Annotated in this window: 25 protein-coding genes; 18 read left to right on the top strand and 7 right to left on the bottom strand. The window is 63.5% G+C overall.

What is annotated here, in order from left to right; genetic code table 11:
- Positions 1–7: 7 nt before the first annotated feature.
- Together JQ591_RS09670 and pncA are read right to left on the bottom strand one after the other, a co-directional pair.
- On the bottom strand, positions 8–1123 hold the full coding sequence (locus JQ591_RS09670) for an alpha/beta fold hydrolase (RefSeq protein WP_211395782.1): 1116 nt from the start codon (positions 1121–1123) through the stop codon (positions 8–10).
- Positions 1124–1139: 16 nt separating this feature from the next.
- The gene (gene pncA / locus JQ591_RS09665) at positions 1140–1766 is read right to left on the bottom strand and encodes a bifunctional nicotinamidase/pyrazinamidase (RefSeq protein WP_211396417.1); all 627 of its coding nucleotides are present in this window, start codon (positions 1764–1766) and stop codon (positions 1140–1142) included.
- Between the two features lie 271 nt (positions 1767–2037).
- Between pncA and glk the strand changes: the two genes are divergently transcribed.
- The 3 genes from glk (at position 2038) to JQ591_RS09650 (ending at position 3651) form a co-directional block, all read left to right on the top strand.
- Entirely contained in the window at positions 2038–3006 is a 969-nt protein-coding gene (gene glk / locus JQ591_RS09660; protein ID WP_211395781.1) for a glucokinase, read from the top strand.
- A gap of 143 nt (positions 3007–3149) precedes the next feature.
- On the top strand, positions 3150–3353 hold the full coding sequence (locus tag JQ591_RS09655) for a hypothetical protein (RefSeq protein WP_018457896.1): 204 nt from the start codon (positions 3150–3152) through the stop codon (positions 3351–3353).
- Between the two features lie 142 nt (positions 3354–3495).
- A complete protein-coding gene (locus JQ591_RS09650) occupies positions 3496–3651 on the top strand; it encodes a hypothetical protein (RefSeq protein ID WP_007590942.1) in 156 nt (51 codons plus the stop codon).
- 82 nt (positions 3652–3733) lie between these two features.
- Here JQ591_RS09650 and JQ591_RS09645 read toward each other — a convergent pair whose 3' ends face one another.
- Positions 3734–4111 (bottom strand): response regulator, encoded by a 378-nt coding sequence (locus JQ591_RS09645; RefSeq protein WP_211395780.1) that lies wholly within the window; start codon positions 4109–4111, stop codon positions 3734–3736.
- A 111-nt stretch (positions 4112–4222) separates the two neighbouring features.
- Positions 4223–5014 carry a Spy/CpxP family protein refolding chaperone gene (locus JQ591_RS09640; RefSeq protein ID WP_211396416.1) on the bottom strand — a complete coding sequence of 264 codons (792 nt, stop codon included), beginning with the start codon at positions 5012–5014 and terminating at the stop codon, positions 4223–4225.
- Between the two features lie 474 nt (positions 5015–5488).
- Here JQ591_RS09640 and JQ591_RS09635 point away from each other — a divergent pair, with 474 nt between their 5' ends.
- From JQ591_RS09635 to JQ591_RS09610, 6 genes are all read left to right on the top strand, one after another.
- Positions 5489–6829, top strand: coding sequence for an ABC transporter substrate-binding protein (locus JQ591_RS09635; RefSeq protein WP_027566973.1), 1341 nt, complete (start codon positions 5489–5491; stop codon positions 6827–6829).
- Positions 6830–6974: 145 nt separating this feature from the next.
- Positions 6975–7913 carry a carbohydrate ABC transporter permease gene (locus JQ591_RS09630; RefSeq protein WP_211395779.1) on the top strand — a complete coding sequence of 313 codons (939 nt, stop codon included), beginning with the start codon at positions 6975–6977 and terminating at the stop codon, positions 7911–7913.
- Positions 7913–8824, top strand: coding sequence for a carbohydrate ABC transporter permease (locus JQ591_RS09625; protein WP_211395778.1), 912 nt, complete (start codon positions 7913–7915; stop codon positions 8822–8824). Before JQ591_RS09630 ends, JQ591_RS09625 begins: the two co-directional genes overlap by 1 nt.
- Before the next feature lie 6 nt (positions 8825–8830).
- Positions 8831–9931, top strand: a complete 1101-nt coding sequence (locus JQ591_RS09620) for an ABC transporter ATP-binding protein (protein WP_211395777.1) — start codon at positions 8831–8833, stop codon at positions 9929–9931.
- Between the two features lie 33 nt (positions 9932–9964).
- On the top strand, positions 9965–10954 hold the full coding sequence (locus tag JQ591_RS09615) for a hydroxyacid dehydrogenase (RefSeq protein ID WP_211395776.1): 990 nt from the start codon (positions 9965–9967) through the stop codon (positions 10952–10954).
- A 187-nt stretch (positions 10955–11141) separates the two neighbouring features.
- Positions 11142–11621, top strand: a complete 480-nt coding sequence (locus JQ591_RS09610; protein ID WP_211395775.1) for a hypothetical protein — start codon at positions 11142–11144, stop codon at positions 11619–11621.
- A 102-nt stretch (positions 11622–11723) separates the two neighbouring features.
- Here the strand turns inward: JQ591_RS09610 and JQ591_RS09605 are convergent, their stop codons facing one another.
- Complete coding sequence (locus JQ591_RS09605) at positions 11724–12221, bottom strand: DUF1993 domain-containing protein (protein ID WP_211396415.1); 498 nt, start codon at positions 12219–12221, stop codon at positions 11724–11726.
- A gap of 126 nt (positions 12222–12347) precedes the next feature.
- Here JQ591_RS09605 and JQ591_RS09600 point away from each other — a divergent pair, with 126 nt between their 5' ends.
- The 6 genes from JQ591_RS09600 to JQ591_RS09575 all read left to right on the top strand — a co-directional run bounded on the left by JQ591_RS09600 (position 12348) and on the right by JQ591_RS09575 (position 20842).
- The gene (locus tag JQ591_RS09600) at positions 12348–13130 is read left to right on the top strand and encodes a transporter substrate-binding domain-containing protein (RefSeq protein ID WP_211395774.1); all 783 of its coding nucleotides are present in this window, start codon (positions 12348–12350) and stop codon (positions 13128–13130) included.
- 172 nt (positions 13131–13302) lie between these two features.
- Positions 13303–14202, top strand: coding sequence for a DUF2147 domain-containing protein (locus JQ591_RS09595; protein ID WP_211395773.1), 900 nt, complete (start codon positions 13303–13305; stop codon positions 14200–14202).
- Between the two features lie 324 nt (positions 14203–14526).
- Complete coding sequence (locus tag JQ591_RS09590) at positions 14527–17439, top strand: PAS domain-containing protein (RefSeq protein WP_211395772.1); 2913 nt, start codon at positions 14527–14529, stop codon at positions 17437–17439.
- Entirely contained in the window at positions 17436–19064 is a 1629-nt protein-coding gene (locus JQ591_RS09585) for a CHAT domain-containing protein (RefSeq protein WP_211395771.1), read from the top strand. Before JQ591_RS09590 ends, JQ591_RS09585 begins: the two co-directional genes overlap by 4 nt.
- A gap of 19 nt (positions 19065–19083) precedes the next feature.
- Positions 19084–20322: a hypothetical protein gene (locus JQ591_RS09580; protein WP_211395770.1), complete on the top strand. Its 1239-nt coding sequence runs from the start codon at positions 19084–19086 to the stop codon at positions 20320–20322.
- Between the two features lie 163 nt (positions 20323–20485).
- Complete coding sequence (locus tag JQ591_RS09575; protein ID WP_211395769.1) at positions 20486–20842, top strand: hypothetical protein; 357 nt, start codon at positions 20486–20488, stop codon at positions 20840–20842.
- A gap of 63 nt (positions 20843–20905) precedes the next feature.
- Here the strand turns inward: JQ591_RS09575 and JQ591_RS09570 are convergent, their stop codons facing one another.
- Together JQ591_RS09570 and JQ591_RS09565 are read right to left on the bottom strand one after the other, a co-directional pair.
- Positions 20906–21310 carry a (R)-mandelonitrile lyase gene (locus JQ591_RS09570; RefSeq protein WP_211395768.1) on the bottom strand — a complete coding sequence of 135 codons (405 nt, stop codon included), beginning with the start codon at positions 21308–21310 and terminating at the stop codon, positions 20906–20908.
- Between the two features lie 25 nt (positions 21311–21335).
- Positions 21336–22034 (bottom strand): ribonuclease activity regulator RraA, encoded by a 699-nt coding sequence (locus JQ591_RS09565; protein WP_007590912.1) that lies wholly within the window; start codon positions 22032–22034, stop codon positions 21336–21338.
- Positions 22035–22281: 247 nt separating this feature from the next.
- Here JQ591_RS09565 and pxpB point away from each other — a divergent pair, with 247 nt between their 5' ends.
- From pxpB to JQ591_RS09550, 3 genes are read left to right on the top strand one after another with little or no spacing between them, the layout of a single operon-like run.
- Positions 22282–23013 carry a 5-oxoprolinase subunit PxpB gene (gene pxpB, locus JQ591_RS09560; RefSeq protein ID WP_211395767.1) on the top strand — a complete coding sequence of 244 codons (732 nt, stop codon included), beginning with the start codon at positions 22282–22284 and terminating at the stop codon, positions 23011–23013.
- A complete protein-coding gene (locus JQ591_RS09555; protein ID WP_211395766.1) occupies positions 23010–24047 on the top strand; it encodes a biotin-dependent carboxyltransferase family protein in 1038 nt (345 codons plus the stop codon). The genes pxpB and JQ591_RS09555 overlap by 4 nt, the downstream gene beginning before the upstream one ends.
- Before the next feature lie 30 nt (positions 24048–24077).
- Complete coding sequence (locus tag JQ591_RS09550) at positions 24078–24845, top strand: LamB/YcsF family protein (protein WP_211395765.1); 768 nt, start codon at positions 24078–24080, stop codon at positions 24843–24845.
- Positions 24846–24886 lie beyond the last annotated feature (41 nt).

The following is a 24886-nucleotide window of genomic DNA, read 5'->3' as shown; positions in this document are numbered from 1 at the left end:
GGCGGCGTCAGGCTCGGCGCGCCAGCACGCCGGTCAGATCGTCGCGCAGCCATTCGGCGATCCGGGGCCAGGCATGGGCGTGGGTCCGCGCGCCCATGAACAAGCCGAGATGGTTGCAGGGCTCGGAGGCCGCCGCAATGAAGGCCGGTGGCGTGCCGAGCAAACCGGCGGTGGCGAGCGCCTGCGCAGCCGGCACGACGTCATCATCGAGCCCGGCCAGCAGGAAGACCGGCGCCTTGACGTCCTTCAGATCAATCACGCGGCCGAGTGCCGTGAATTGGCCGCTCGCGATCCGGTTCTCCCGGAAAATCCAGTTGACGATCTCGAGATAATAGGTGCCGGGCAGATTGAGAGTCTCGGCGTTCCAGCGCTCGAAGCGTGCCAGCAGCGCCGCACCCTCCTCGCCGGAGAGTTCGCTTTGCAGCGCCGTCGCGATGTCGTCGCGACTCGGCGCCTTGGACCAGACACGCAGCATCTCCTCGCCGCTGACATTGCCGCCGCCGCGCGCGACGAGCTGGTCGTAGACCATTTCGGGCGTGTTGCGGGCGAGCTGCGACAGCGTGGAGTCGATCGAGAGGTCGACGGGCGCGCCGACCAGGACCAGCCGCCGCACCTTGGCTGGAAAGCGCGCCGCATAGAGCAGCGACAGCCAGCCGCCCTGGCACAGGCCGACGAGGTCGACCGGCGCGCCGATCTCGTCGATGGCGACGTTGAGATCACCGAGATAGCTGTCGATCGAGAGATAGCGCATGTTAGGTGCAGCCGAGCGCCAGTCGGCGAGATAGATCCGGTCGATGCCGCCATCTTGCAGGGACTGCACCACGCTGTGGCCGGGGGCGAAGTCGGCGATCAGGGCCCGATGCAGCGCATAGGGCGCGCAGACCAGTGCCGGCTGGCCGGACCCCGTCCGCGTGCAATCGCGCAGCCGCATGGTCGCAAGCTCCAGCGCGACGGAGTTGGGCGTGGTCCACGGCAGGCTGCTGTCGGCCTGCTCCGGCGGACCGCGCTCAAGCCATCCGAAACAGGCGTCCATGGCAAGCCGAGCCGCCGCGAACGGCCACAGCAGCGGGTCATCCGGGACCGGCCCCGGTGTGCGCGACTGTTTGCCGGTCTTCTCCGCCATGGCTATCTCACGATCCTCACAGCAATGCCTCGAGGCTGACGCCTGAAATGCCGCGCTCCCGAAAACTCTGATGGGCCGTGGCTACCGAGCCGTCGAGGTCGATGCCGCGGCAGGCGTCCTCGATGACGGCAACCTCGAACCCCGCCTTGCGCGCATCCTCCGCCGAAAAGCGCACGCAGAAGTCGAACGCGAGGCCAGCGACGAAGACGGTGTTCAACTCGCGTTCGCGCAAATACCCGAGCAGGCCGGTCGGCGTTTTCCTGTCGTTTTCGAACAGCGCCGAATAGGAATCGATGCCGCGCCGAAACCCCTTCCGCACCACCAGACTTGCGCGGGTGACGTCGAGCTCGCGATGAAATTCCGCGCCCGCCGTACCCTGCACGCAATGGCTCGGCCAGAGCACCTGCGCGCCGTAGTCAAGCGCGATGGTCTGGAACGGCTGTTTGCCCGCATGGTTCGGGGCAAAGGAGACATGATCCCGGGGATGCCAGTCCTGGGTCAGCACCACATTGGCGAATTTTTGGGCGATTTGATTGATGGCCGGGACGACCTTCTCGCCCCCGGGAACGGCGAGCGCTCCGCCGGTGCAAAAATCGTTCTGCACGTCGATGACCAGCAGCACGTCGCGGTCGGAAATCTTCATCGCAGGTCCCGTTCCATCGGCCTGGCGCGACAGACGCCGGCCGTTCTCTTCAGTGTCGATCTTCCCGCGCTGCTTCGCAACCACCGACATCCTGCAACAATGTCGCGCAAATCGCGCGCCCCTCGTCCCCAGCATGCAACGCTTTGGCGTCGACCGTGTTGACTAGCGGCATCCAAGGGCGGATTCTGGGATATCCGCGACATGCGGATCGGATCGAAGGAGCGGAGGAAAAGGTTCCCGCAGCCGGCAAGGCCGCGGTAGCCAGATGGTCATGAGTATCGGCAAGACAGGAACGATTCTTCTCGCCGACATCGGCGGTACCAATGCGCGCTTCGCGCTGAGCCAGGACGATCAGATCGGACCGATCGACTATGTGAAGGTCGCCGATCACCCGACAGTTCGGGAGGCCATCACTGACGTCCTCCAACGGGCCGGCCATGAGAAGCCTGTGAGGGCCGTGCTGGCCGTCGCGGGTCCGGTGACCAACAACCGCTGCGTCATGACCAACAGCCCGTGGGTCATCGACGGCAACGAGCTTCAGCCGGCCCTCGGCTTCGACAGCGTTCATGTTCTCAACGATTTCGAGGTGGTGGCCTGGTCCCTGCCCGCCCTGCAGCCCGCCGACCTGATCCCGCTCGGCGGACAAGATGGCCTTCCCGGAGAGCCGTTGCTGGTGGTCGGGCCTGGAACCGGCTTTGGCGTTTCCTGCCTGGTCGAGCGCCATGGCGCGCGGCTGGCCGTCGTCACCGAGGCCGGCCACGCAACCCTGCCGGCGGAGAACGAGCGCGAGGACCGCGTGATCGCGTCTATGCGCCGACGCCTCGGCCATGTCTCCATTGAGCGCGGCGCGCTGTCCGGTTCCGGCCTGCAAAGCCTGTACGAGGCGCTGGCCGAGGTAGACGGCGCTCAGGTGCCGCATCGCGATGCTGCCGCCATCACGAAGGCGGCTTTGGAGGGCAGTTGCGAGGTCAGCCACGCGACGCTGGACATGTTTTGCGCCATCCTCGGCTCGATCGCGGGCAATCTCGCGGTGACCTTCGGCGCCCGCGGCGGCGTGTATATTGCCGGCGGAATCGTGCCGCGCTTTCCGAAGTTCCTCGCAGCCTCCGCATTCCGGGCGCGTTTCGAAGCCAAAGGACGCTTCCAGGACTATCTGCGCAACATCCCAACCAGGCTGGTCACGAAACCTGATGCGAGTTTCGTCGGCCTGAAGATGTTTGCCGAGCACATCCAGCCATAAGGTGCGCCCCTCGCTCCGCGCGGGTGCCGTAATTCACAGCTGATTGCACCGCACGCGCGGTTCCATGCGGGATCGTGCTTGCGCGCATGTTTCGGATGAGAAACAATCCAGGCTTGTGTGTGGCGTAGTTGCGGGGGCGTGACATGCGTAAACAGGATTTGGGTTTCGACTATCACCGCTATCACCGCCTGCTGCTCGAGGCGGACGACGAGGGCAAGCGGCTGGCCCTGATCGAGCTCCTGATCGAGGAAAAGGCGCGGGACCGGCTCGCCGCCCAGCGTGCTTCGGACCGCGCCGCCATGACAGCCCATACCATCGCCACGGTGCTGAAGAACGGGCGCCACTGAGGCACGTGATCCCGCTTCGGCACGCGCAAACGCGGGATCAATCGCGATTCGTTAACGATCCCTCGAAAGCTCGTGTCAAACTTTTTGCTCTATGAGTTCCCTCACCTGATGCAATTCAGGGGCAACAAAGGGGGGAATGAACATGAGCATGATTTCGATCGCCGCGATGCCGGCCACCATCGAAACGCGTTTGGCCGATTCTTCGTTCAAGACCATCTTGCTGTTTTGCTGCACGGGCCTCGTTGCCTCGTTCGGCCTGATGGCGCGCGGCATCGATCTCGGCGCCGGCCTGATGTGAGACCACGGCGAATTCCGTTGCCAAATGGCCGCCCCTGACGGCGGCCATTTTCGTTGGGATCTCGGCGCGGCTTCGCCGTCGCTCAGTGCGGCGTCTTCGCCGCCGCTTCCGGAAACAGCGAATCGATCATCGCCTTGAGCTGATCGATCGAAATCGGCTTGCGCAGGATCGGCCGGCGCCGGAGCAAGGACGGCAGCAGCTCCGGACCGTACCCCGTCGCAAACAGAAACGGCTTGCCGCGGCGCTCGATCAGGTCGGCGACTGGATCGACGTAGACGCCCTTGAGATTGATGTCGAGGATCGCAAGATCGTACTGCGCGGTCATGGCGAAAGCGCTGGCGTCCCGGACATTGTCCGCTTCCGCGACGACGTGGTGGCCGAGTTCCTCCACCATGTCCGCCATCATCATCCGGATCAACGTCTCGTCTTCGACCAGGAAAACGGAGAGTCCGTCCGCCATATCAACCCCGCAATCAGCTTACGAAGCTAATCATAACCGAATTGCGAAGAGGATTCACGAATTCGTGGCGGGCGCCGTTAATTCAGACGCGACCGATCCGATTCAACTTGATCAATCCAATCCTCGTTCGTGGCTGAGCCGCACCATCTCCTGTACGAAGACCTGCTTCTGCTTGTCATCGAGGCTCGAATAGAGTGGCTCGGCGGCGTCGGCGACATTGCGCTGGTCGGCGGCGCGGTCGATCAGGAATTGCGCCTCGTTGCGCATCTGCTCGACGATGTCGTCCGGCGGATCCCGCTTGGCGCGTGCAACCCGCAGGTTGAGTCGCTCGGCACCGTTATGCCCGAGGTAGTGCATGGCGCTCGAGAAGCCGTACCAATGCTTCTCCTGGTCGGGCGTGAGGTTCAGTTCGGTCTTGATCCGCTCGATATAGGAATCGCTGTTGGTGACGATCTGGTCGGCGGTCAGCTGCGGCGCGCCGCTCTGGGTGAGGACCGTGACATCCTTGTCCTGCGGCGCGTTCTTCGCCTCCTTGCTCGCCTTGGCGCCCTTGCCTGCCTTGGCGCTCTTGGCATCCTTGTCCTTGCCGGAGCCCTGCTTGGCGTCCTTGGCCGCATCCTTGCTTGCGTCCTTGCTTCCATCCTTGGCGGCTGGCGCCTGATTGCCATTATTGCCAACGCCGAGCACGCCGGTGAAGACGCCGACCACACCGCCGATCGCGCCGCCGAGCACGCCACCGACCGGACCTGCCGCCTTGTTCCCGGCCGCCGCTCCTTCCTGAACCCCTTTGACCAGACCTTGAGCGTTCGCCACCGCGGCTGCGCCGAGCAGCAACACGAAAACGGATCCCAGCGCGAACCATCGTCGCAGGTAAAGCCGCGCGGGCGGCGCCGGGTTGATCATTCTGGTCTCCATGCTCGATCTCATTGGCCTGTTGGGGTGAGAGCCACCTGCCAGCTGCAACTCTATCGTTTTCACCGCTTCGAGGTCTAGGCGCCGACAAATGCTATCCACGCCCGAAAAGTGTTTGGCGCGAGGTGCTTATGCAGGCTCATTGGAAACTGCGGCGTAATTGCGCACATATCGGGCCGGCAGGTCTGCGCAAAGTGTGCATCGCAAAACGACCGACCGTGGTTCACGGCCGGCGCATGACATCGAGGCACTGCCGCGTTCCCGGACACAACGTTAGTTCTAGGCGCAAGCCGTTCGGTTTTCTCGACAGACGCGGTCAATCATGATCTGATCGCGCTACCAATTTGCAAGAACGTCCCTACAAGAACGTCCTACAAGAAACTCCCAACAAGAAAATCAAAAGCAAAACTCGGAAGAGTTCAGAGGAAACACCAGAACAATAAAACACCCAAGCGAGGAAACGAGATGTCACGCAAGACACTGACGCGACGTCAATTTGTGGCTGCCACTGCAATGTCCTCCGCGGCGCTGATCACGGCGCCCTATGTCCGAGGCGCCTACGCCGCCGGCAAGCTCTCGATCGGCTTCTGGGACCACTGGGTGCCCGGCGCCAACGATGCCTCCACCGCCCTCGTCAAGGAATGGGGCGAGAAGGAGAAGGTCGAGGTCTCGATCGACTACATCACCAGCAACAACAAAAAGATCGAGCTGACGGCGGCGGCCGAAGCCCAGGCCAAGTCCGGCCACGACATTCTCCAGATGCCGAGCTGGTGGCCGCACGCCTATTCCGAGAATCTCGAACCGCTCAACGACGTCATGGAGCCGCTCATCAAGCAGAACGGCGAGGTGAACGACACCGTCAAATATCTCGGGCGGTCGGGCGGCAAATGGCTCGCAGTGCCGGCGACGCCGGGAAGCCAGATCAAAGGCCCCTGCTCCCGCATAGACCTGATGAAGAAGCACGCCGGCATCGACGTGCAGGAGATGTATCCGGCCGGTGGCCCGCCAAAGGCGGACAACTGGACCATGGAGACGTTCCTGAAGGCAGCCGAGGCCTGCCACAAGGCCGGCTTCCCCTTCGGCATCGGTCTCGGCGAGACCACCGACAGCGTCGACACCGCCGGCGCGATCTTCCAGTCATTCGGCGCCGAGCTCGTCAACGCCAAGGGCGATATCACCGTCAAGACCGACGCGGTGCGGCAGGCGCTCGAATTCTACAAGAAGCTGATCGCCGTTCTGCCCACCGACGCACCGTCGTGGGACGATGCGTCCAACAACAAATGGCTGATCTCGGGCCGCGGCGCGATGATCCTGAATCCGCCGAGTGCCTGGGCGGTCGCCAAGCGCGACGCACCGCAGGTCGCCGAACAGTGCTGGACGCACGGCTTCCCGTCCGGTCCGAAGGGACGTTTTGCGCCCTTCTTGCCGTACTTCTGGGGCGTCTGGGCCTTTGGCAAGAACAAGGAAGCGGCCAAGAGCTTGCTCGTTCACCTGTCCTCGCCGGCGGCGATCGAGAAGTTCGTCGCGGCGAGCGGCGGGTACGATCTCCCGGCCTACGCGAACATGACGAAGTTCAAGACCTGGGCCGAGGAAGGGCCGCCGAAGGGCACGCTCTTCCACTATCCGGATCCCTACAAGCAGCAGACGATGTCGATCGCCGCGTCTCCAGCGCCGCCGAAGATCGCCCAGCAGATCTACTTCCAGGCGACGCTGACCAAGATGGCGCTGCGCTTTGCGCAAGGAGAGAAGCTGGAAACGGCGCTCGCCTGGGCCGAGGGCGAGTGCGAGGGCTTCATGCGGACCTGAGCCGGGCATGTGCCATGGCGGTTCACGCTTCGCGTGAGCCGCCATGGCACCCCTCGATCGATCCGCGTGCCGAATGGAGCCGACTGCTGCGCCGGCTTCGGCGTTTTACATGTCCTGCTACATGTCCTGCAAAGAGGCTCACGTCATGGCCGATGTCGTCGTAGAGCAAGGCCGTCTCGCTCGTGCTGCGAGCCCGCGCAAACGGGCGAGTCTGCGCCATGCAATGGGGCGAAAATCGACCGTGGCGTTCTTCCTGACGCTGCCGCTGATCCTCCTGATCGCCCTGCTCGTGCTCTACCCCGCCTTCTATTCGGTCTACCTGGCGACGCTGAACAAGGCGATGACGAAGTTCGTCGGCCTCAGCAATTTCACCTTTCTGTTCAAGCGCGAGACGTTCTGGATGGTGGTGAGACAGTCCTGCATTTTTGCGATTACCGCCGTCGTCTTCAAGGCTCTGATCGGCTTCATCGTCGCGCATTTCGTCCACAACATTCCCGGCAAAAAGCAACGTAAATGGCGCGGCATGCTGCTGGTGCCCTGGGTGATCCCGCCGGCGATGAGCACGCTGGCATGGCTATGGCTGTTCGACCCCTCCTACAGCGCCTTCAACTATACGCTCTCGTTCTTCGGCATCGGGCCCATCCCGTGGCTCGGTGATACCTTCTGGGCGCGTTTCTCCGTCATCCTCGTCAATGTCTGGTACGGCGCGCCGTTCTTCCTGATCATGTACCTGGCCGCGCTGAAATCCGTACCCGACCAGCTCTACGAAGCCGCAGCGATCGACGGCGCCAATTGGTGGCAGAAGATCTGGCACATCACCTTGCCGATGATGCGCAACATCATCGCCATCACCACGCTGTTCTCGCTGATCGTCACTTTCGCCAATTTCGACATCGTGCGTATCCTCACCTCCGGCGGTCCGCTGGACCGGACGCATCTGTTCGCTACCTGGGCGTTCCAGGTCGGCATCCAGAGCAGCGACATTCCGCTCGGCGCCTGCGTCTCGCTGTTCATGGTGCCGATCCTCGCCGTCGCAGCGGTCTTCATCCTGCGTGATGTCAACAAACGCGGGAACGAAGCCTGATGAGCACGCTTGCGATCGACAAGACCGGACCGACACGTAAGGTCAAGCTTGGCAGCATGAGCCGCGACCGTACCTGGGCGCTGCGCTGGTCCTACTTCTTCCTGGTGCTGTTTGCGATCTTCTTCCTGATACCGCCGGTCTACATGCTGATCACCTCGCTCAAGAGCAGCGCGGAGATCTCGGCCGCCACCAATCCGTGGTGGGTATTTCATCCGACCCTGTCGAACTATGTCGAGCTATTGACCTCGAACCAGTTCCTGCGATTCTTCTGGAATTCGTCGATGATCTCGATCGTGGTCGTGATCGTGACGATGCTGATCAGCATTCCGGCGGCGTTTGCATTGGCGCGGATGAAGTTCTGGGGCTCGGCAACGCTCGCGACCGGCGTCTTTCTCACCTATTTGATCCCGGACAGCCTCCTGTTCATTCCCTTGTTCAAGATGCTCGCGGTGGTTCAGGAGTTCACCGGCATCACTCTTCTCAACCGCTGGTACGTGCTGGTGTTCATTTATCCGACGCTGACCGTGCCGTTCTGCACCTGGATCATGATCGGTTATTTCGCCTCGATCCCGAAGGAGCTGGACGAGGCTGCTCTCATCGACGGCGCCTCCTGGCTCCAGACCCTGACGCGGATTTTCATCCCCGTAGCGCTGCCCGGCCTGATTGCAGCGACCATCTTCGCCTTCACCGTGTCCTGGGCGCAGTTCCTCTATCCCCTGGTGTTCACGACATCCATCGACCAGCTCGTGCTGCCGGTCGGCATCACCACAACGCTGATCAAGGGCGACGTCTTCAACTGGGGTCAGATCATGACCGGCGCGCTGCTTGGCGCAGCCCCGCCGCTGGTGATCTACGCATTCCTGATGGACTATTACATTGCCGGCCTGACCGCCGGCGCGACGAAGGGTTGATGGCTTATGGCTGAGGTTGCGTTGCGGAAGGTGATCAAGCGTTACGACGACGTCGAGGCGGTGCGCGGCATCGATCTCGACATCTCCGACCATGAGTTCATCGTGCTGGTGGGGCCATCGGGCTGCGGCAAGTCGACGACGTTGCGGATGATCGCAGGGCTCGAGGACATCACCGACGGCGACATCATGATCGGCGGCGACGTCGTCAACGACGTGCCGCCGAAGGACCGCGACATCGCGATGGTGTTTCAGAACTACGCGCTCTATCCGCACATGACGGTCGCGGAGAACATGTCGTTCGGGCTGCGGCTGAAACACTACCCGAAGGCCGAGATCAAGGCGCGGGTGACGGAAGCCGCCCGCCTCCTCGACATCACCGACCTGATCGATCGCAAGCCGAAGCAGCTCTCCGGCGGGCAGCGCCAGCGCGTCGCCATGGGGCGGGCCATCGTGCGCAACCCAAAAGTCTTCCTGTTCGACGAGCCGTTGTCCAATCTCGATGCCAAGCTGCGCGTGCAGATGCGGATCGAGATCAAGAAGGTGCACCAGAAGGTGCGCACCACGACGGTCTACGTCACCCACGACCAGGTCGAGGCGATGACGCTGGCCGATCGCGTGGTGGTGATGAACAAGGGCCGCATCGAGCAGATCGGCACGCCGAACGAACTCTACCACAAGCCGGCGACGCGCTTCGTCGCGGGCTTCATCGGGTCGCCCGCGATGAACTTCATTCCGTGCCGGCTCGAGGACGTCGGCGGCAAGCTCAACGTCCGCCTGACGGACCGCATCTCATTCCCGTTGCCGCCGGCCCGCGCCGCCCGTTACAGCGTGCTGCCCCGGACTGAAAACCTGTTGCTCGGCATCCGTCCCGAACATCTGACAGAATCGAATGCGCATCTGGAGCCGGGTGTCGAGACCTTCGACACCGTGCTTGATGTCACCGAGCCGATGGGAATGGAGACGCTGGTCTATTTCGGCCTGGAAGGCACGCCGATCTGCGGCCGTGTCGATCCCAATGCGGGCGCCAAGGACGGGGCACCCATGCGTTTGGCGATGGACCTCAACAATATGCACCTGCTAAACGAGGCGACCGGCGCCGTATTGTGACGGCCGGGCAAGAAACTCGCGCAGGTAGGGACGATGTCGACCAACAAGAAGAAAATCTTTGTCACGCAAACTTTGTCGCAAGGGGCGCGCGCCCTCCTCACCCAGCGAGATGACATCGAGCTCATCGAGTTTCCGAACCTGATCTCCGCCAAGGATTTCGAGGCCTTGCTCGCGAGCCATGCGCCGGTCCACGGCGTGGCGCTTGGTGCCACCGCCTTCGGCGAGACCGAGCTCGAAGCGTCGAAGGACATGAAAGTGGTGACGCGGATCGGCGTCGGCTACGACGCCGTCGACGTCCCCGCTCTTTCCCGCCGCAAGGTGCCGCTGATGGTCGCGGGCAGCGCGAACTCGCCCTCGGTCGCAGAGCACGCGCTATTCATGATGCTGACACTGGCAAAACGCGCGCAGGAGATGCACGCCTGCGTCAAGGACGGCAAATGGGCCGACCGGCTCGGCATGCTGCCGTTCGATCTCTACGGCAAGACCGTCCTTGTCATCGGCTTCGGCCGCATCGGCACCCGTACCGCCAAGCGCTGCCTGGCAATGGACATGAATGTGCAGGTCTACGATCCCTACAAGGGAGCCGCAGATATCAAAGCTGCAGGCTGCGAGCCGGTCGCCGACCTCGATGCCGCGCTGCCTCACGCCGATTTCGTCACCATCCACTGCCCGAAGACGCCGGAAACGGTCGGCCTGTTCGACGCGGCGCGGATTGGCCGGATGAAGCCGAAATCCTATCTCATCAACACCGCCCGCGGCGGCATCGTGAAGGAAACGGCGCTGTACGATGCACTGGTCTCGGGCAAGCTCGCCGGTGCCGGCATCGACGTGTTCGAGGTAGAACCGCCGCCGGTCAGCAACGCGTTGTTCGCGCTGCCCAACGTCATCATGGCCCCGCATGTCGCCGGCGTCACGGTCGAGGCGGTGAGCCGGATGAGCGAGCAGACCGCGCGCAACATCCTGAGTGTGCTGGACGGCGATCCCATCCGGCAGAACATCATCAATCAGGATGTCCTGGGCTGAGCCGATCTCGTGGGCGGGCGGTCCTCCTGGCCGGGCGGTCGACCCGCCCGCCTCCGGAAGGACAGAATGCGTCCCATTTTGGTGCAGATCGAGCCCAAACTCAGCCTTAATCAAACCCGCGTAATAAGCTTGGCCGCGGCGGCAGTGGGACAGACTTGCCGGCCGCGGCGAGTTGGAGGATGGACCCTTGTCAGAGATCGACCCGACCGACCACGCGCTGGCGACCATCGCCAGCATTTTGGAGCACCCCGAGCCCGTTCTCGTGGTCCGCGAGACCGAGACCGTGACCGTGACGGAAATGGTGGTTGCTGGTGAGCATGGGGTCGCCGACGAGCCCCCTGTTGTCGACGAGCATCCGGTGGTCGAGGAGCAGCCGCTGGTGCCGGAGCACACCGACGCCGACGGCTATAGCAAGGTCGGTCCGGGGCCAATGGTGGCGATCCGCCTGAAATGGACGGTCCATCGCGGCGACGACGGCCAGTTCTACGTCCACGAAACCATCGGCGAACAGTCCGTGCCGGTGGTCAACGGCCCGATGACGAGCGAAGCCGCGGTGCATTTCGTCGACGCGCACGAGGACGAGGCACATCGGCGCTTCGAAGAGCTGCGCAGCGAGATCGCCGGCCGCAGCTCGCTCGCCGATTACGAGCGCAGGGGCGAAGCCTAGCGCGTTTTCGAGCGAAGTGGATACCAGTTCGCGTGAAGAAAACGCGTCAAAACAACAATCTAGAGTATCGGTTCTGATTCAATCAGAACCGATACTCTAGGCTTATCGTCGCCCGAGATAATCCTTCTTCACGAGCTCGACGCCTGCGTGCCGCAGCAGGTCGTAGGTCGTCGTCACGTGAAAGAAGAACTGCGGGACACTGAAGGTCAGCAGCAGCGTCCGCCCGGTGAAGGGTAACTCGGTCCCGTTCTTCAGCCTGAAGAAGACATTCCGTTCCGCCGCAGCGTCGATCTCCGCGCGCGGCAGGCTCTCGATGAACTCGATGGACGTCGCAATGCGGGCCTGGAGCCCCGCCATGTCGTGCTCCAGTACCGGCAGCGTCACCGGCTCGCGCTCGGCCAGCAAGGCTGATGCGACCGTGGCATGGCGGCAGGCCTCCCCGATCTGCTGCGCCAGATCGTACATGTCGGGCGCCATGCGCATGCCGAGCAGGACGGCCGGATTGAACTTCCGGGTTTCGGCATAGGCGACGCCCTTGTCGAGCAATGCGGACAGGTTGCGCAGATACGGCACGAAGACTCCGACCGAGGCGTCATACATCGAGATCGTCACTTCAAAATTCCCTTCAATTCCGCCTCGCCAGCGACGGGCATCTGGTCTAAATCCAACCCTCACGAGCTGCACAATGACAGCTCGGACATGGGTGGAAAAGAGATGATCGTTCGAATGACCATTCGAATTTTGGCGACTTTGGCCGTGGTCCTGCTGGCAAACCTTTCGGCTCACGCCCAGCAGGCGGCGCCGTCCCGCCTCGACGAGATCGTCAAGCGCGGCACTTTGCGCGTCGGCATGACCGGCGACTACAAGCCCTTCACCTATCTCGACAAGACGACGCAGCAGTTCAACGGCTTCGATGTCGACATGGCGGAGGCACTCGGCAAGGCGCTCGGCGTCAAGGTTGAATTCGTGCCGACGGCCTGGCCGAAGCTGATGAAGGATTTCGAGGCCGATCAGTTCGACATCGCCATGGGCGGCGTCTCGGTCACGCTCGACCGGCAGAGGAAGGGCTTCTTCTCCACGCCGATCATGCGCGAGGGCAAGACGCCGATCGCGCGCTGTGCCGATGTCGGCAAATACCAGAGCATCACCGACATCGACAAGAAGGGCACCCGCGTGATCGTCAATCCCGGCGGCACCAACGAGCGCTTCGCGCGCGCCAACATCAAGGACGCCGACATCACCGTCTTCCCGGACAACACCGTGATCTTCGACGAGATCGCCAAGGGCAATGCCGACCTGATGATGACGGACGCCTCCGAGACGCGCTACCAGCAAAAGCAGCATCAAGGCGTACTCTGCGCGGTGCATCCAGAAAAGCCGTTCGACTTCTCCGAGAAGGCGTATTGGCTCCAGCGGGACATGGCGCTGAAGGCGTTCGTCGACCAATGGCTCCACATTTCCATGGAGGACGGCAGCTACAAGAAGATCTACGCCGCCTGGTTCGATTAGGGCCGCGTCCTCCTGTCGCTTGCCTCGGCCAAACTTTGGACCGGCTCCGGCGTTATTGAACCCGGAACCGCCGAAGCACGACTCATACGGTGACAGTGATCTAGATCACTTTTTGCGATCGAACCGGGGCGTAAGCGTCGGTGCGGGGACCACCTGTTTCAGGAGATGCGAAATGAGGAAGCTGTTGGCCACGGCCGCATTCCTTTTGGCGAGCACCGCTGCGCAGGCGCAGTACACCTTCGACTATGGCGGGCGTACCATCCGCATCGATCCCGACCGCGGCACGGTGCAAATCCCCGGCGTCTACGACAACACCGGCCAGGGCAAGGCGAAGAAGGCCAAGAACGATGCCAAGGGGGCTCCCAAAGCGGACCCGCAGGCACCGCAACAAGCCAAGGCTGACCCGCAGCCGCCAGCCAATCCAGCGCCGGCCCCCGCACCTGTCGCGGCGCCGCCGGCGGCCGAGCAGGCCCCTGTCCAAGCTCCCATCCAAGCTCCAGCGGCCGTGGCGCCTCCTGCTCCTCCCGCCACGACGGCTAACAATGCTCCGCCCGAAGAGGCGCTTGTGCCGCCGCCTCAGCCGGCTCCAAGCGCTGCCCCAACGGCGGCCGCAGTACCACCCGCACCGCCTCCACCGCCCGCCCCGACCGTCGCAGCCGTGCCTCCGGCGCCGTCTCCGCCTCCCGTCCCGGCGCCTGCCCCCGTTCAGGCCGCTGCCGTCGCGCCGCCAGCTCCCGCAGCCGCGCCCGCGCGCGATCTCAATTCACCGCTCGGCGTCTGGCTCACCGAGGAGAAGGAAGGCAAGGTCCGGATCGAGCAATGCGGCAACAATCTCTGCGGCTACTCGGTCGATTCGAAATCGAACCAGAATGGTGAGCAGGTTCTGATTAACATGAAGCCCGGCAAGGACCAGAACAAGGACCAGAAATGGTCCGGCCGCATCCTCGATCCGAACTCCGGCTCGACCTACGATTCAACCATCGCGCTGAAGGGCACCGATCGCCTGCGCGTGCAGGGCTGCGCCTTCGGCGGCATGCTCTGCGGCGGCCAGACCTGGACGCGTGCGAACTGAGGGTCCTATCACGCGCGCGTGATGCGGTGGGATTGAGCGTTACCCTGCTCCAGCGGGCAACGGCGATTGCCGCTGCGCCCGTGCTTGCCCGGCAAAGCCACAGCGTCGGATCCGATCGCTGAAATTCAGGGCGTTTCTGTGAACTAGTTAATACTAGGACGGCCGCGATCGCCTCTAGCTTAGGTTGAACGACGAATTTGCGCGGTCAAAAGTCGCCTTGGCGCCTCTCGTCCCGCCGATGCGCTCAGACCGGCAGCACTCGAATTTTTGTGCCGGCTCAAGCACCTTAGCGTTTCGCTCCACAGTTGCGTTAGCGAGGTTGTTATGGAGGAACTCCGTGCAGCGCCATCGCTCATCTCAGGTGACTGGGACCAGGATTTCTTGAAGACTGAGCGAGGCATCCGGCGCCATGTGATCGGCGCGCTCAGGAGCAGGCAGAACGGCCTGAAGACCGCGCTCAAGCCCCTCGTCGACGAGCTGGCCCGAATGCTCGTTTCGGAGTTTGGTCTGGCTGCCGAAGCCGTCGACAAGATCCTTCAATCGCAAACCGCGCTCCTGAGTGTGCTTTCCGATCGGTACGACGCGCTCGACGAGGCCGCGCATCACAGCGACATCCCGTTCGTCGAACTGGCAGGCGATGGCCGCATCGTCTATGCGAATGCGGCGTTCGACAAGCTCATTCCCGACGGTCGCAACGCTCCGTTTCCCCGGCTGTTCGGGTCCCGTGCGGCCGACGTGGGCGCTGCCCTCAAGGCAAACCACAACACAAGCCTGCGCGTAGACATCCGGACCAATAAGTTGATCCGCCAGGTCAGGGTCGAGATCGGCCCGCTGCGCGACGAAGACGGGCAGCAAGGCAATTACGCCCTCCTCCTGGATCAGAGCGCCGAACGGAGCCGCCTTGACGCCTTGCAGGACGGCGTGCTCAGGACCGATCGGGCGGGCAAGATCCGGTTCGCAAACGAGCGGGCCGTGCAGATTCTCGGCTTCGCCGAGGCGACCCTCAAGGAGATGTCGCTGTCCGATGTCTTCGCGCCCGACGACGAAGGCACGACGAGCCGGTTTGACGAATGGATCGGCACACAAACGGGATTTACGGATTTCGTGCGGCTTCGTCCGATGGATGGCCGCTCCGTCCTGGCGAGAGTCAGTGCAGCGCCGTACATGGAGGAACAGAATAGCTCGACCGGGCTGTTGTTGTTGTTCGCTCCCCTCAACGAGGATTTGGCGCGCCAGCAGCTGAAGACCGTTCTTGCCGAGCACGCAGACCCGCAAGAGATCATCGAGGCCATGCTGCGGGTCGTCGAAAAGGTCATTCCGTTCGAGATGTCCGCATTCGGGGTCTACAACGACCTCAGCGACTATTGGCGAGCGCTCACCGTCTTTCCTAAACCTCGCTGGGAGTGGAGTACACGCTGGTTCAAGGTAACGGCTGATGTGATTCAATGGCTCGAACAGGGCAAGACGTGGAATAACGACCTGAGCAAATTCGTCGAGCAGCTCAACCCGGAGGAAAAGGACAACCCCGTCAGCAAGGCGATCCTCTCCGACGATTTCAAATCGATGGTTGTGTTGCCGATTCGGAAGGCGGGCGGCCGGTTCGGAAGCTCGCTGGCTCTCATGTCCCGTAACCACAAATATACGGCCGCCGACCTCCGGACCCTGCAGAATCTCGGAGTCGAGGAAATCTTGCAGGCTGCGGACGCGGCCATCGAGCACGCTCAGGCGCGCGCCTTGCGCGAGCTCAAGGACAATTTGAACAAGGCGCCGAGCGCCCGCACCATTGCCACACTGCTGGCGACAGGCACCACACAATGCTTCGGCTGGGAGTACGTCGGTGTATTCCGGGTGGACCGCGCGCGCGGCAAGTTCGTGCTGGTCGCCGAGCACGTCAAGAACGACCGAAACCTGCTCGTGAAGTCCGCCGCCCAGAAGTCCGAATACACCCAGGACCTATCCAGCGGAATGCTCGGCAGCTGTCTCGCCCAGCGGTCCATTCTTGTCGTTCCAGACATCAGCGATTCCAAGCGGAACTACGGCTTCATTCAGACCGCGCCGGATCAGCGATCCGCGATGACCGTCCCCCTCTTCGTGAATGGCAAGATCGAGATGATCCTCGATATGGAATCTTCGGAATCCAACGCCTTTCTCGGACCCGATCGCGAAGCGGCCCGCGGACTCGCCGCCGACTGCGAGCAGATTTTTGCGGCGCGCTGGCACGAAGCGATCGAGTTGGCGCTCATGAACAGGATTGAGCAGGCGGCCGTCATCGTCGACGCGGTCGGCAAGATCTGTCACATGAATGGCGCGGCCGAGAGTATTTTCGGTCAGGCACGAGACCGCGAACTCGTGTCGTTCGGGGCACGAGACGAAGATATCGAGGAACTGTCCCAATCCGGTATCCAGCACCGACTTCACATTCACCTGACGATCGGCGACGCACCGCGCACCGAGGTGACCACCCTTGCAAACCGCGAGCCGTTGAATGACGACTATGGCCACCACCTGTGGCTGTTCACGAGCCTCGCCGATCAAAGCCGAGAAAGCGACTGGGGATATCTGGAGGAGACGGTCACGGCTGTTGCGCGCGAGACCCGGGCTCCCCTGCTCATGGCCGATGGTTTGTTGCGCAGCGCCCAGTCCCTTCTAAGCAAACCCGAACTGATGAGAAATTGCGCCAACATGCTGGAGCAGGCGGCCAATCATCTCCTGAAGGCTGATCTCACCTTCGAACGTCTGTCCGAACGTTTGACCGTGCAGCAGACGCCGCAGGAAGCACCGACCCCATTCAACGTATTGGAAGCGCTCTATCACGAGATCGAGGGACTTCCCGTCGAAGATCGTGACGCGATCGATATAGAGGACGAAATCACGGACGCAGCTCGTCTGATCGTCAGCGGCTGGTTGGAGCGATTGAGCTTCGCATTTCGCTCGGCGCTCAGCTCGCTTCTATCGCTCCGCGTCACCCCGACCGATCGGCTCACGGTGACCGTCGCGGAACGACCACCGCATCGTCTGTTCGTATCCATGCGCATCCCTGCGGTCACCGCGCAGCCGCTGGATCCGTCGGCCGCCGATCTGATCGAGCGGAGTCAGTCCCGGGCCCGGCAAATGGCCAGCGTTGCCGTAGAGGCGATACAGAAAGCCGTCGAGCAGCATGATGGGAGCTTGACCGAACTGGACGGCATGGGATTCGAATTCGACTTGCCATTATGTGCGCAGGAGGCATCAGCATGACCGCAAGGATAGCGATAGCCACGGCCGAACCGGGCATGTTCGAAACACTGCGCACGCATCTGCTCGCGGCAGGCGTCGATCCGGAGAACCTGCACGACAAGCAGCTGATGACGACGGACCAGACCAACGAGTGGCTCATTGCGAACGACACCGAGTTGCTCGTCCTCGATGCCGGATTGCCGATGGACCCGCGCGTCCATCGCGACACGCGAACGACGGTCGCCGCGCAGGATTTGCTCAGCACCGTCGTGCAGGCCCGAGACCCTCACACGTCCGTCCTCGTCATCGCTCCGTCGTTCGGGGCCTGCCCTGATCTCGAGCAGGAGTGCAGCAGAGCCGACAACGCCCTGATCCTGCCCATGGACGCCCTGCAGCTCCACCGGCATCGAATCCTTAAGCCGTTCATTGCGATGCTGACCGGGCATCCCGATGAGAAGGGCGCCATTCCTGGCGCGTTCCGGGTGATCGAAACGGAAATCCATAGCGCCAAGGTGGAATGCCGTCTCGGAACCGGCGACGACGGCTCTCCAATGCTGCGCTGGAACACAGTCAGCGATCTGGATGATCTGAAGTCTGCCGCCCGGGATTATGGGCGGGACGAGATACCCCAGGACCGCGCGGATGCGGATCACTGGATCGGCACCAGCCTGCCCAAGAACTGGCTCGCCCAGACGCGGGGTGTCGGAACACGGCTGTTCAAGAGCTTCGTCGTCAAGGCGATCGGCGAGCACCTGTTTTCGCAGATCGAGAGGGCGGCCGGTGGGCTGGCAGGACTATCGTTCCGCTTCGTGATCAACGATGCCGGATACTATCCTGTGCCCTTCGAGGCGAGCGTACGATATCTCGCTGAAGAGAACGGGCCATTCGTGCTTCTTCACGCCCCTATCGTCCGACGCGTGCCGTCGGCTATTCGGCTGCAGAGAGGGGCGAGAGCCGAGCGCGGGCGCATCGAGCCAGGCTCGAGGCTCATGTTCGTTCGCTCGCAGGTCGGCGAGCACCCGGACCGCAAGCTCGAACGGGTGATCTGCGACGGCAAGACGTTCGATAAGCTCGGCAATATCGACGTTGAACTGCAATACCTGAAGGAATTGGCCGGCGCCGGCTGCTTCGAGCTGGAGGTTGTCGACCTATCCGGCACCCCCAGCAACGAGGCCGTGCCCCATTTGCTGCAGCGGCTTGCTCATTTTCGGCCGTCGATCCTCCACTACGCCGGCCATGCCTGGAGTGACGGCCAGAAAACCGTGTCTCTCGTCCTTCCCGGCACAAGGCCGGAAGAAGCGATCGGGCTGAAGCTCGACAGAATGGTCGCATCCGAAGGTCTTTCGACGGCTACGCTGGTCTATCTCTCCGCTTGCCGCGGCATCTCCAGGGGCAGCGTGCAACAGCTGGTGATGAACGGAATCCCCTATGCCTTGGGATTCCGCTGGAACGTGGAGGATGACCGCGCCCCTCATTTCGCCAAGGCGTTCTACAGCGAACTGCATGAAACGCGGTCCGTTTGCCTTGCGTTCCGGAAGGCCTGCCGAGCTTCTTGGGAGCGTCTGGCCGACGACGAGGACAGCCCGATCTGGCTTTCGCCCATCTTGCTCGCGCAGTCCACGGATTGGGCAACACGCTGCAATTGAGCCGGGATCGGATCCTGTCATGACTGTCTGGACCACATTCAAGAATACTGTCGAACATTGGGCGAGCCGCGAATTGAAGCGTCCCTATGTCGGCTATGTGCCGGCTTCCGGCGACAACGCGATTTCGACCGGAGCAGCCTTCATTCCCGAAGCAAGCTACTTCGGACTCCGCATGGTCGAGATGGGCCTGAGCGAAGGCGGCCAGTTCTTCAGTTCATTCCTGCCGCTTGGCGTCGTCCTGACGGAGTTCAGCTTCGGCGACGGCCGGCAGCGCAAGCCGACGATCTTGAGCAATGACGAGATCGCCGCCCAACTCAAGTCCGCAGGGGCAGCTGCTCCGGGCTATATCGAGTTCAGGAATATCTACGCCGTCAGGCGCGCGCCCATGAAGGAGGACAATCTGTCCCTGTTCGTGGGCTTGTTCCGCCTGCCCTACCATGACGTCGCCCAGCAAATCCTGCAGCTTGCGGCCGACCTGACGACGCAGACCGGGCTGGTGCCCGGCGTGTCGGAGGGCGTGCGTGTCGCGGAAAAAGTCTACGACCGCATCGCCGGCTTGTTCGGACTCAACATCGTCACGCCACTGTTGTCCTATGCGGACGGAAACGCGCTCGGCCGCAGCGGCTATCTCCTGGTCGCAGGCCCCGAACTCGACGAGGCCACGGCAAAGCGATTGGTCGTCACCGACGACCAGCTGTTATCGGACGGCAAGCGTGTCGCCGGATTGAACTACTGTCTGCTCGCCGTCGAGTTTACGGGCACTCTGTTCGCCGACGGACCGGACACGATCAATCCGCTGACGCAGCTGGGCTTCCATCGGCGCTGGCAAGACGTCGCGCGCGTCGTCATGACGCGAGATTTCGACCGTGCAGAGGAGCAGATGCTGGCGCTGCGCTCCGAAGTCATCACGTCGCCCGAATTGGCTGAAAACGATCGCCTCATCGCCATCGGCGCCTACCAGACGAGCTTCGACAAGCTCGTTGAGCGAATGACGCCGAAAAGCGCCCACCGCGGTTCGCGGGGACCTCTCTTGAACGGAGCCCTCGGCAAGAGCGCAACGCCGGCCGTGGCGCAGGTTCTGGGAGGGATGCAGCTCAGCCTCCTCTCCGGCGTCACCGGAGCCCCGGACGACCCGGACAGACTTTTCGCATCCGAGGCGTCCGAATTGAGGAAAACGATCGCCAAGGTGGCGCGGGTCGATGCGAACTCCGCCGTTGCGCTAGCGCGCGTGCTCGATCGCACTTCGACGTCGAAATGACCGTTCATGGCAGGCCCGTCCGGGCTTGCCATCGCGGAGAGGAACCCTAGCAAAACACTTCCGACACGCCGGAGCGGTGCTCCGGTGAGGTGCGTGACCCCCCTCACATCGTCCGCCCGCCGCGTCTGCCATGGTGCCCCCGGATCAACCCAAGGGGCGTGTCATGAACGGATTTCGCAAGGGTCTCTTCGTCACCATTGTCGCCATCGCCTTCCCGCTGACGCAGGCAGGCGCGGCCACCTCCACCTTTGACGGCGCATGGAATGTCCGCATCTCGTCATCGAGCGAGACCTGCGGCAACGGCGCAACGGTCGCGATCGGGATCAGCAACGGCCAGATCGCATCGAGCAGCGCCGTGGTGTCGGCGTCCGGCCGCGTCGCGGACGCCGGCAGCATCAACGTCACCTTGAGCACCGGCATCAAGCGCGCAGTCGGCTTCGGCCGGCTCAGCGGTACATCGGGCTCCGGCACATGGCGCGGCACAATGTGCACGGGCACCTGGACGGCGGAGCGGATGTAGGGTGTCGTGTCCCGGACAAGCAGCGACGCATCGCGGTACGCGATGCGTCTTGTCGGGGCGGAGCTAGCCGATCGCCGCCCCGTACTCCGCGTCGGTCACCGGCTCCAGCCAGGTCGAGAACACGCCGTCGAGCGCTTCCTGCATGGCGATATGGGTCATGCCGTTGGTCGGCGAAGCCCCGTGCCAGTGCAACTCGCCCGGCGGAATCCACACGGTGTCGCCTGGACGGATCTCCCTGACAGGGCCGCCCTTGGACTGGACCTGGCCGACTCCGGAAATCACATAGAGCGTCTGCCCGAGCGGATGGTGATGCCAGTTGGTGCGCGCGCCGGGCTCGAACGAGACGCGCGAGCAGTTCAGCCGCGCCGGCGCGGGCGCCATGATCACGGGGTCCTGCCACACGGTGCCGGTGAAGTGTTCCTTGGGCGCACGGCGTGTCGGCCGCGTGCCCGCAATAGTGATCTCCATTGGATTTACCTCGTTTCCTTCCCGGTTACTTCTTGCTTGCGGCGTAGCGCGCCTTGGTCTCGGCATTCATGGGATAGAGGCCCGGGAGCACCGCGCCATTGTTCACCTCGTTGACGATCCAGGCTTCCATCCGCTCCTGCTCGACACCCTCATTGAGCACGTGTTCGAGCATTGCCTGCGGGATCAGCACGCAGCCGTCCTGGTCGGCGACCACGATGTCGTTCGGGAACACCGCAACGCCGCCGCAGCCGATCGGCTCGCCCCAGCCGACGAAGGTCAGACCGGCAACCGACGGCGGTGCGGCATAGCCGTCGCACCAGACCGGCAGGTTGGTGCCGAGCACGCCCTCGACGTCGCGCACGACGCCGTCGGTGACGAGTGCGGTGACGCCGCGCTTCATCATGCGCGCGCACAGGATGTCGCCGAAGATGCCGGCGTCGGTGATGCCCATGGCATCGACCACGGCGATGCAACCCTCCGGCATTGCCTCGATCGCGGTGCGGGTCGAGATCGGCGACGACCAGGATTCCGGCGTCGCCAGATCCTCCCGCGCCGGCACGAAGCGCAGCGTGAAGGCCGGTCCCACCAGGCGCGGCAAACCCGGGCGCAGCGGACGCGCGCCGCGCATCCAGATGTTGCGCAGGCCTTTCTTGAGCAGGACCGTGGTGATGGTGGCAGTGGTGATGCCGGCGAGGGTCTTGCGGGCTTCGGGGGACAGCGACATGGAAACAGACGAGCTCCGGGATGGGCGGGAAAGAACGCGCGCATCTTGCGGGGTGCGGGCCTTGCGTCAAGGGCCAAGGAGATACCAATAATGCAGGGCCGAAGCGCTGTTATGCGTCGCGATAACAAGGCTTTATCGTCTCCCCCTGCATTAATTTATTGGACTTGCGGGCGCATTTACGCGAAGCAGGGACAGCGGAACTCAAGGCCGAGCCCGCGTATCTCCAGAAGCCCGATTTCGACAGCCCATGTCCGCGACGCTTCCCCCGCCCCGCCTGCTGCCCAGTGGCGACAGCGCCGTCACGGTCGAGTTCAGCCGCACCATCGACGACGACGCCAACCAGCGCGTGCTGGCGCTCGACAAGGTGCTCGCAGCAAGCCCGATCGATGGCATCACCGAGTCCGTGCCGACCTATCGCTCGCTGCTGGTGCATTACGATCCCGGCAAGATCGGCTTCGACGCACTTGGCGAAAAGCTGCTCGCGCTCGCCAGCCAGCCGCTGCCGCCGGCCACCAGGGCGCGCCGCTGGCGCATTCCCGTCGCCTATGGCGGCGAGCACGGCATCGACCTCGAGGACGTCGCGAAGACGCTGAACACCACACCCGAGGACATCGTCGCGCGCCACGTCGCCGGCGACTATAAGGTCGCCATGATCGGCTTCACGCCGGGCTGGTCCTATCTCAGCGGCCTCGACAAATCCCTGCAGATGTCGCGGCGGCAGAATCCGCGGCTGCTGACGCCTGCCGGCACCATCTCGATCGGCGGCATCCAGGCCGGAATCCAGTGCCTGGCAGCCCCGAGCGGCTGGCACCTGCTCGGCCGCACGCCGGTGCGGACCTATCAGCTCCACCGCAATCCGACCTTCCTCACCGAACCCGGCGATCGCGTGACGTTTTTCGCCATCGACCACAAGACGTTCGAGGAACAGGACCGCGCCGCCGAGGCCGGCGAGATCGTCGCCGAGCAGGTGGTCGCATGAGCCGGCTCGTGATCGCCAGCATCGGACCCGCAAGCTCCGTCCAGGACGGCGGGCGCCACGGAGCACAACGCTATGGCCTGACGGTCAGCGGTGCGATGGACCGCCTGTCGCTCGCGGCAGCGAACACGCTTGTCGGCAACGAACCGTTCGCAGCGGTCGTCGAGGTCGGCCCGTTCGGCGCCGCGTTCAAAGCGCGCGATGGCGCCGTGCGCGTCGCGATTTCAGGCGCGCCCCGCAATGCGGACATCGCCGGCAGTCCGGTCGCCATGGACACATCGGTGACGCTGAAAGACGGCGAGACGCTGACGCTGGGCTTCGCCCGCGGCGGTGCGTTCACTTATCTGGCGATCGAAGGCGGGATCAAGGGCGAGCCGGTGTTCGGCAGTCTCGCGGTCAACGCCCGTGCCGGTCTCGGCAGCCCCTACCCGCGCCCGCTGCAGGCCGGCGACGAATTCACCGTCGATGCCGCAAGCTGTGCACCGGAACTGCGCATCGAACTACCGAAGCCGTCGAGCGGTCCGATCCGCGTCCTGCTGGGACCGCAGGACGACGAGTTCGACGACGCCAACAAGGCGCTGTTCCTCGACAGCGAGTGGAAGATCTCGGCGACCTCCGACCGCATGGGCTACCGGCTCGAGGGCCCCGCGATCAAGCATCTGCATGGCCACAACATCGTCTCCGACGGCACCGTCAACGGCAGCATCCAGGTGCCCGGCAACGGCGCGCCGATCGCGCTGATGATGGACCGCGGCACCTCCGGCGGCTACCCGAAGATCGCGACCGTGATTACGGCCGATGTCGGCCGCCTGGCGCAGACCTCGGCAGGAACGGCGTTCCGCTTCGAGGCCGTCAGCATGGCCGAGGCGCAGGACGAGGCGAGGAAATTCGCGCAACTGATCCGCAACCTGCCCGATCGCCTGCGCTCCGCCGACACCGTCGCGCTCAACATCGAAGCGCTCAGCGATGCCAACGTCGCGGGCCATGCCGTAAGTGCCGTCGATGCCGGGACCTGGCAGGTCGCGGTGGAACCGTAAGCGATAAATCGACCAGAGGCGGAGAGCACCATGAAGACGATCGATCTCAATTGCGATCTCGGCGAAGGTTTTGGCGCGTGGGAGATGGGCAACGATGCCGCGATGATCGAACTGGCGAGCTCGGTCAACGTCGCCTGCGGCTTCCACGCCGGCGACCCCGACATCATGCGCCGGACGGTCGAGCTGGCGAAAGCGCGGGGCGTCTCGGTCGGTGCGCACCCTGGATATCGCGACCTGCACGGTTTTGGACGGCATCCGATCGCGGGCCTGAAGGCGTCCGAGATCGAGAACCTCGTCGCCTACCAGATCGGCGCGCTGCAGGCGATCGCGACGGCGGCCGGCCACAAGGTGACCCACGTGAAGGCGCATGGCGCGCTCTCCAACGTCGCCTGCGAGGACGACATGACGGCGAAGGCGATCGCCGCCGGCATCAAGGCGGTCGACCCCAGCCTGATCTTCGTCGTGCTCGCCAATTCGAAGCTGGTGAAGGCTGGCGAAGACGCCAATCTGCCGATGGTGCACGAGGTGTTCGCCGACCGCGCCTATGAGGACGATGGCAACCTTGTCTCGCGCAAGAAGCAAGGCGCGGTGCTGCACGACGCCAAGGCGATCGCCGACCGCGTGGTGCGCATGGTGCAGGACGGCGCGGTGGTCTCGGTCACGGGCAAGGTCATCAAGATGCGCACCGACACGGTGTGCATCCACGGCGACACGCCCGGCGCAGTCGACATCGCGCGCGGCCTGCGGCAGGCTTTGAAGGATGCAGGGATCGAGGTCGCGCCGTTCAAGCGCGGGTGAGTCTTGTTCGTAGGGTGGATTAGCGAAGCGTAATCCACCAT

Source organism: Bradyrhizobium canariense (genome assembly GCF_018130465.1).
GTDB classification, from domain to species: domain Bacteria; phylum Pseudomonadota; class Alphaproteobacteria; order Rhizobiales; family Xanthobacteraceae; genus Bradyrhizobium; species Bradyrhizobium canariense_C.
This window is presented reverse-complemented; position numbering and strand designations above follow the sequence as displayed.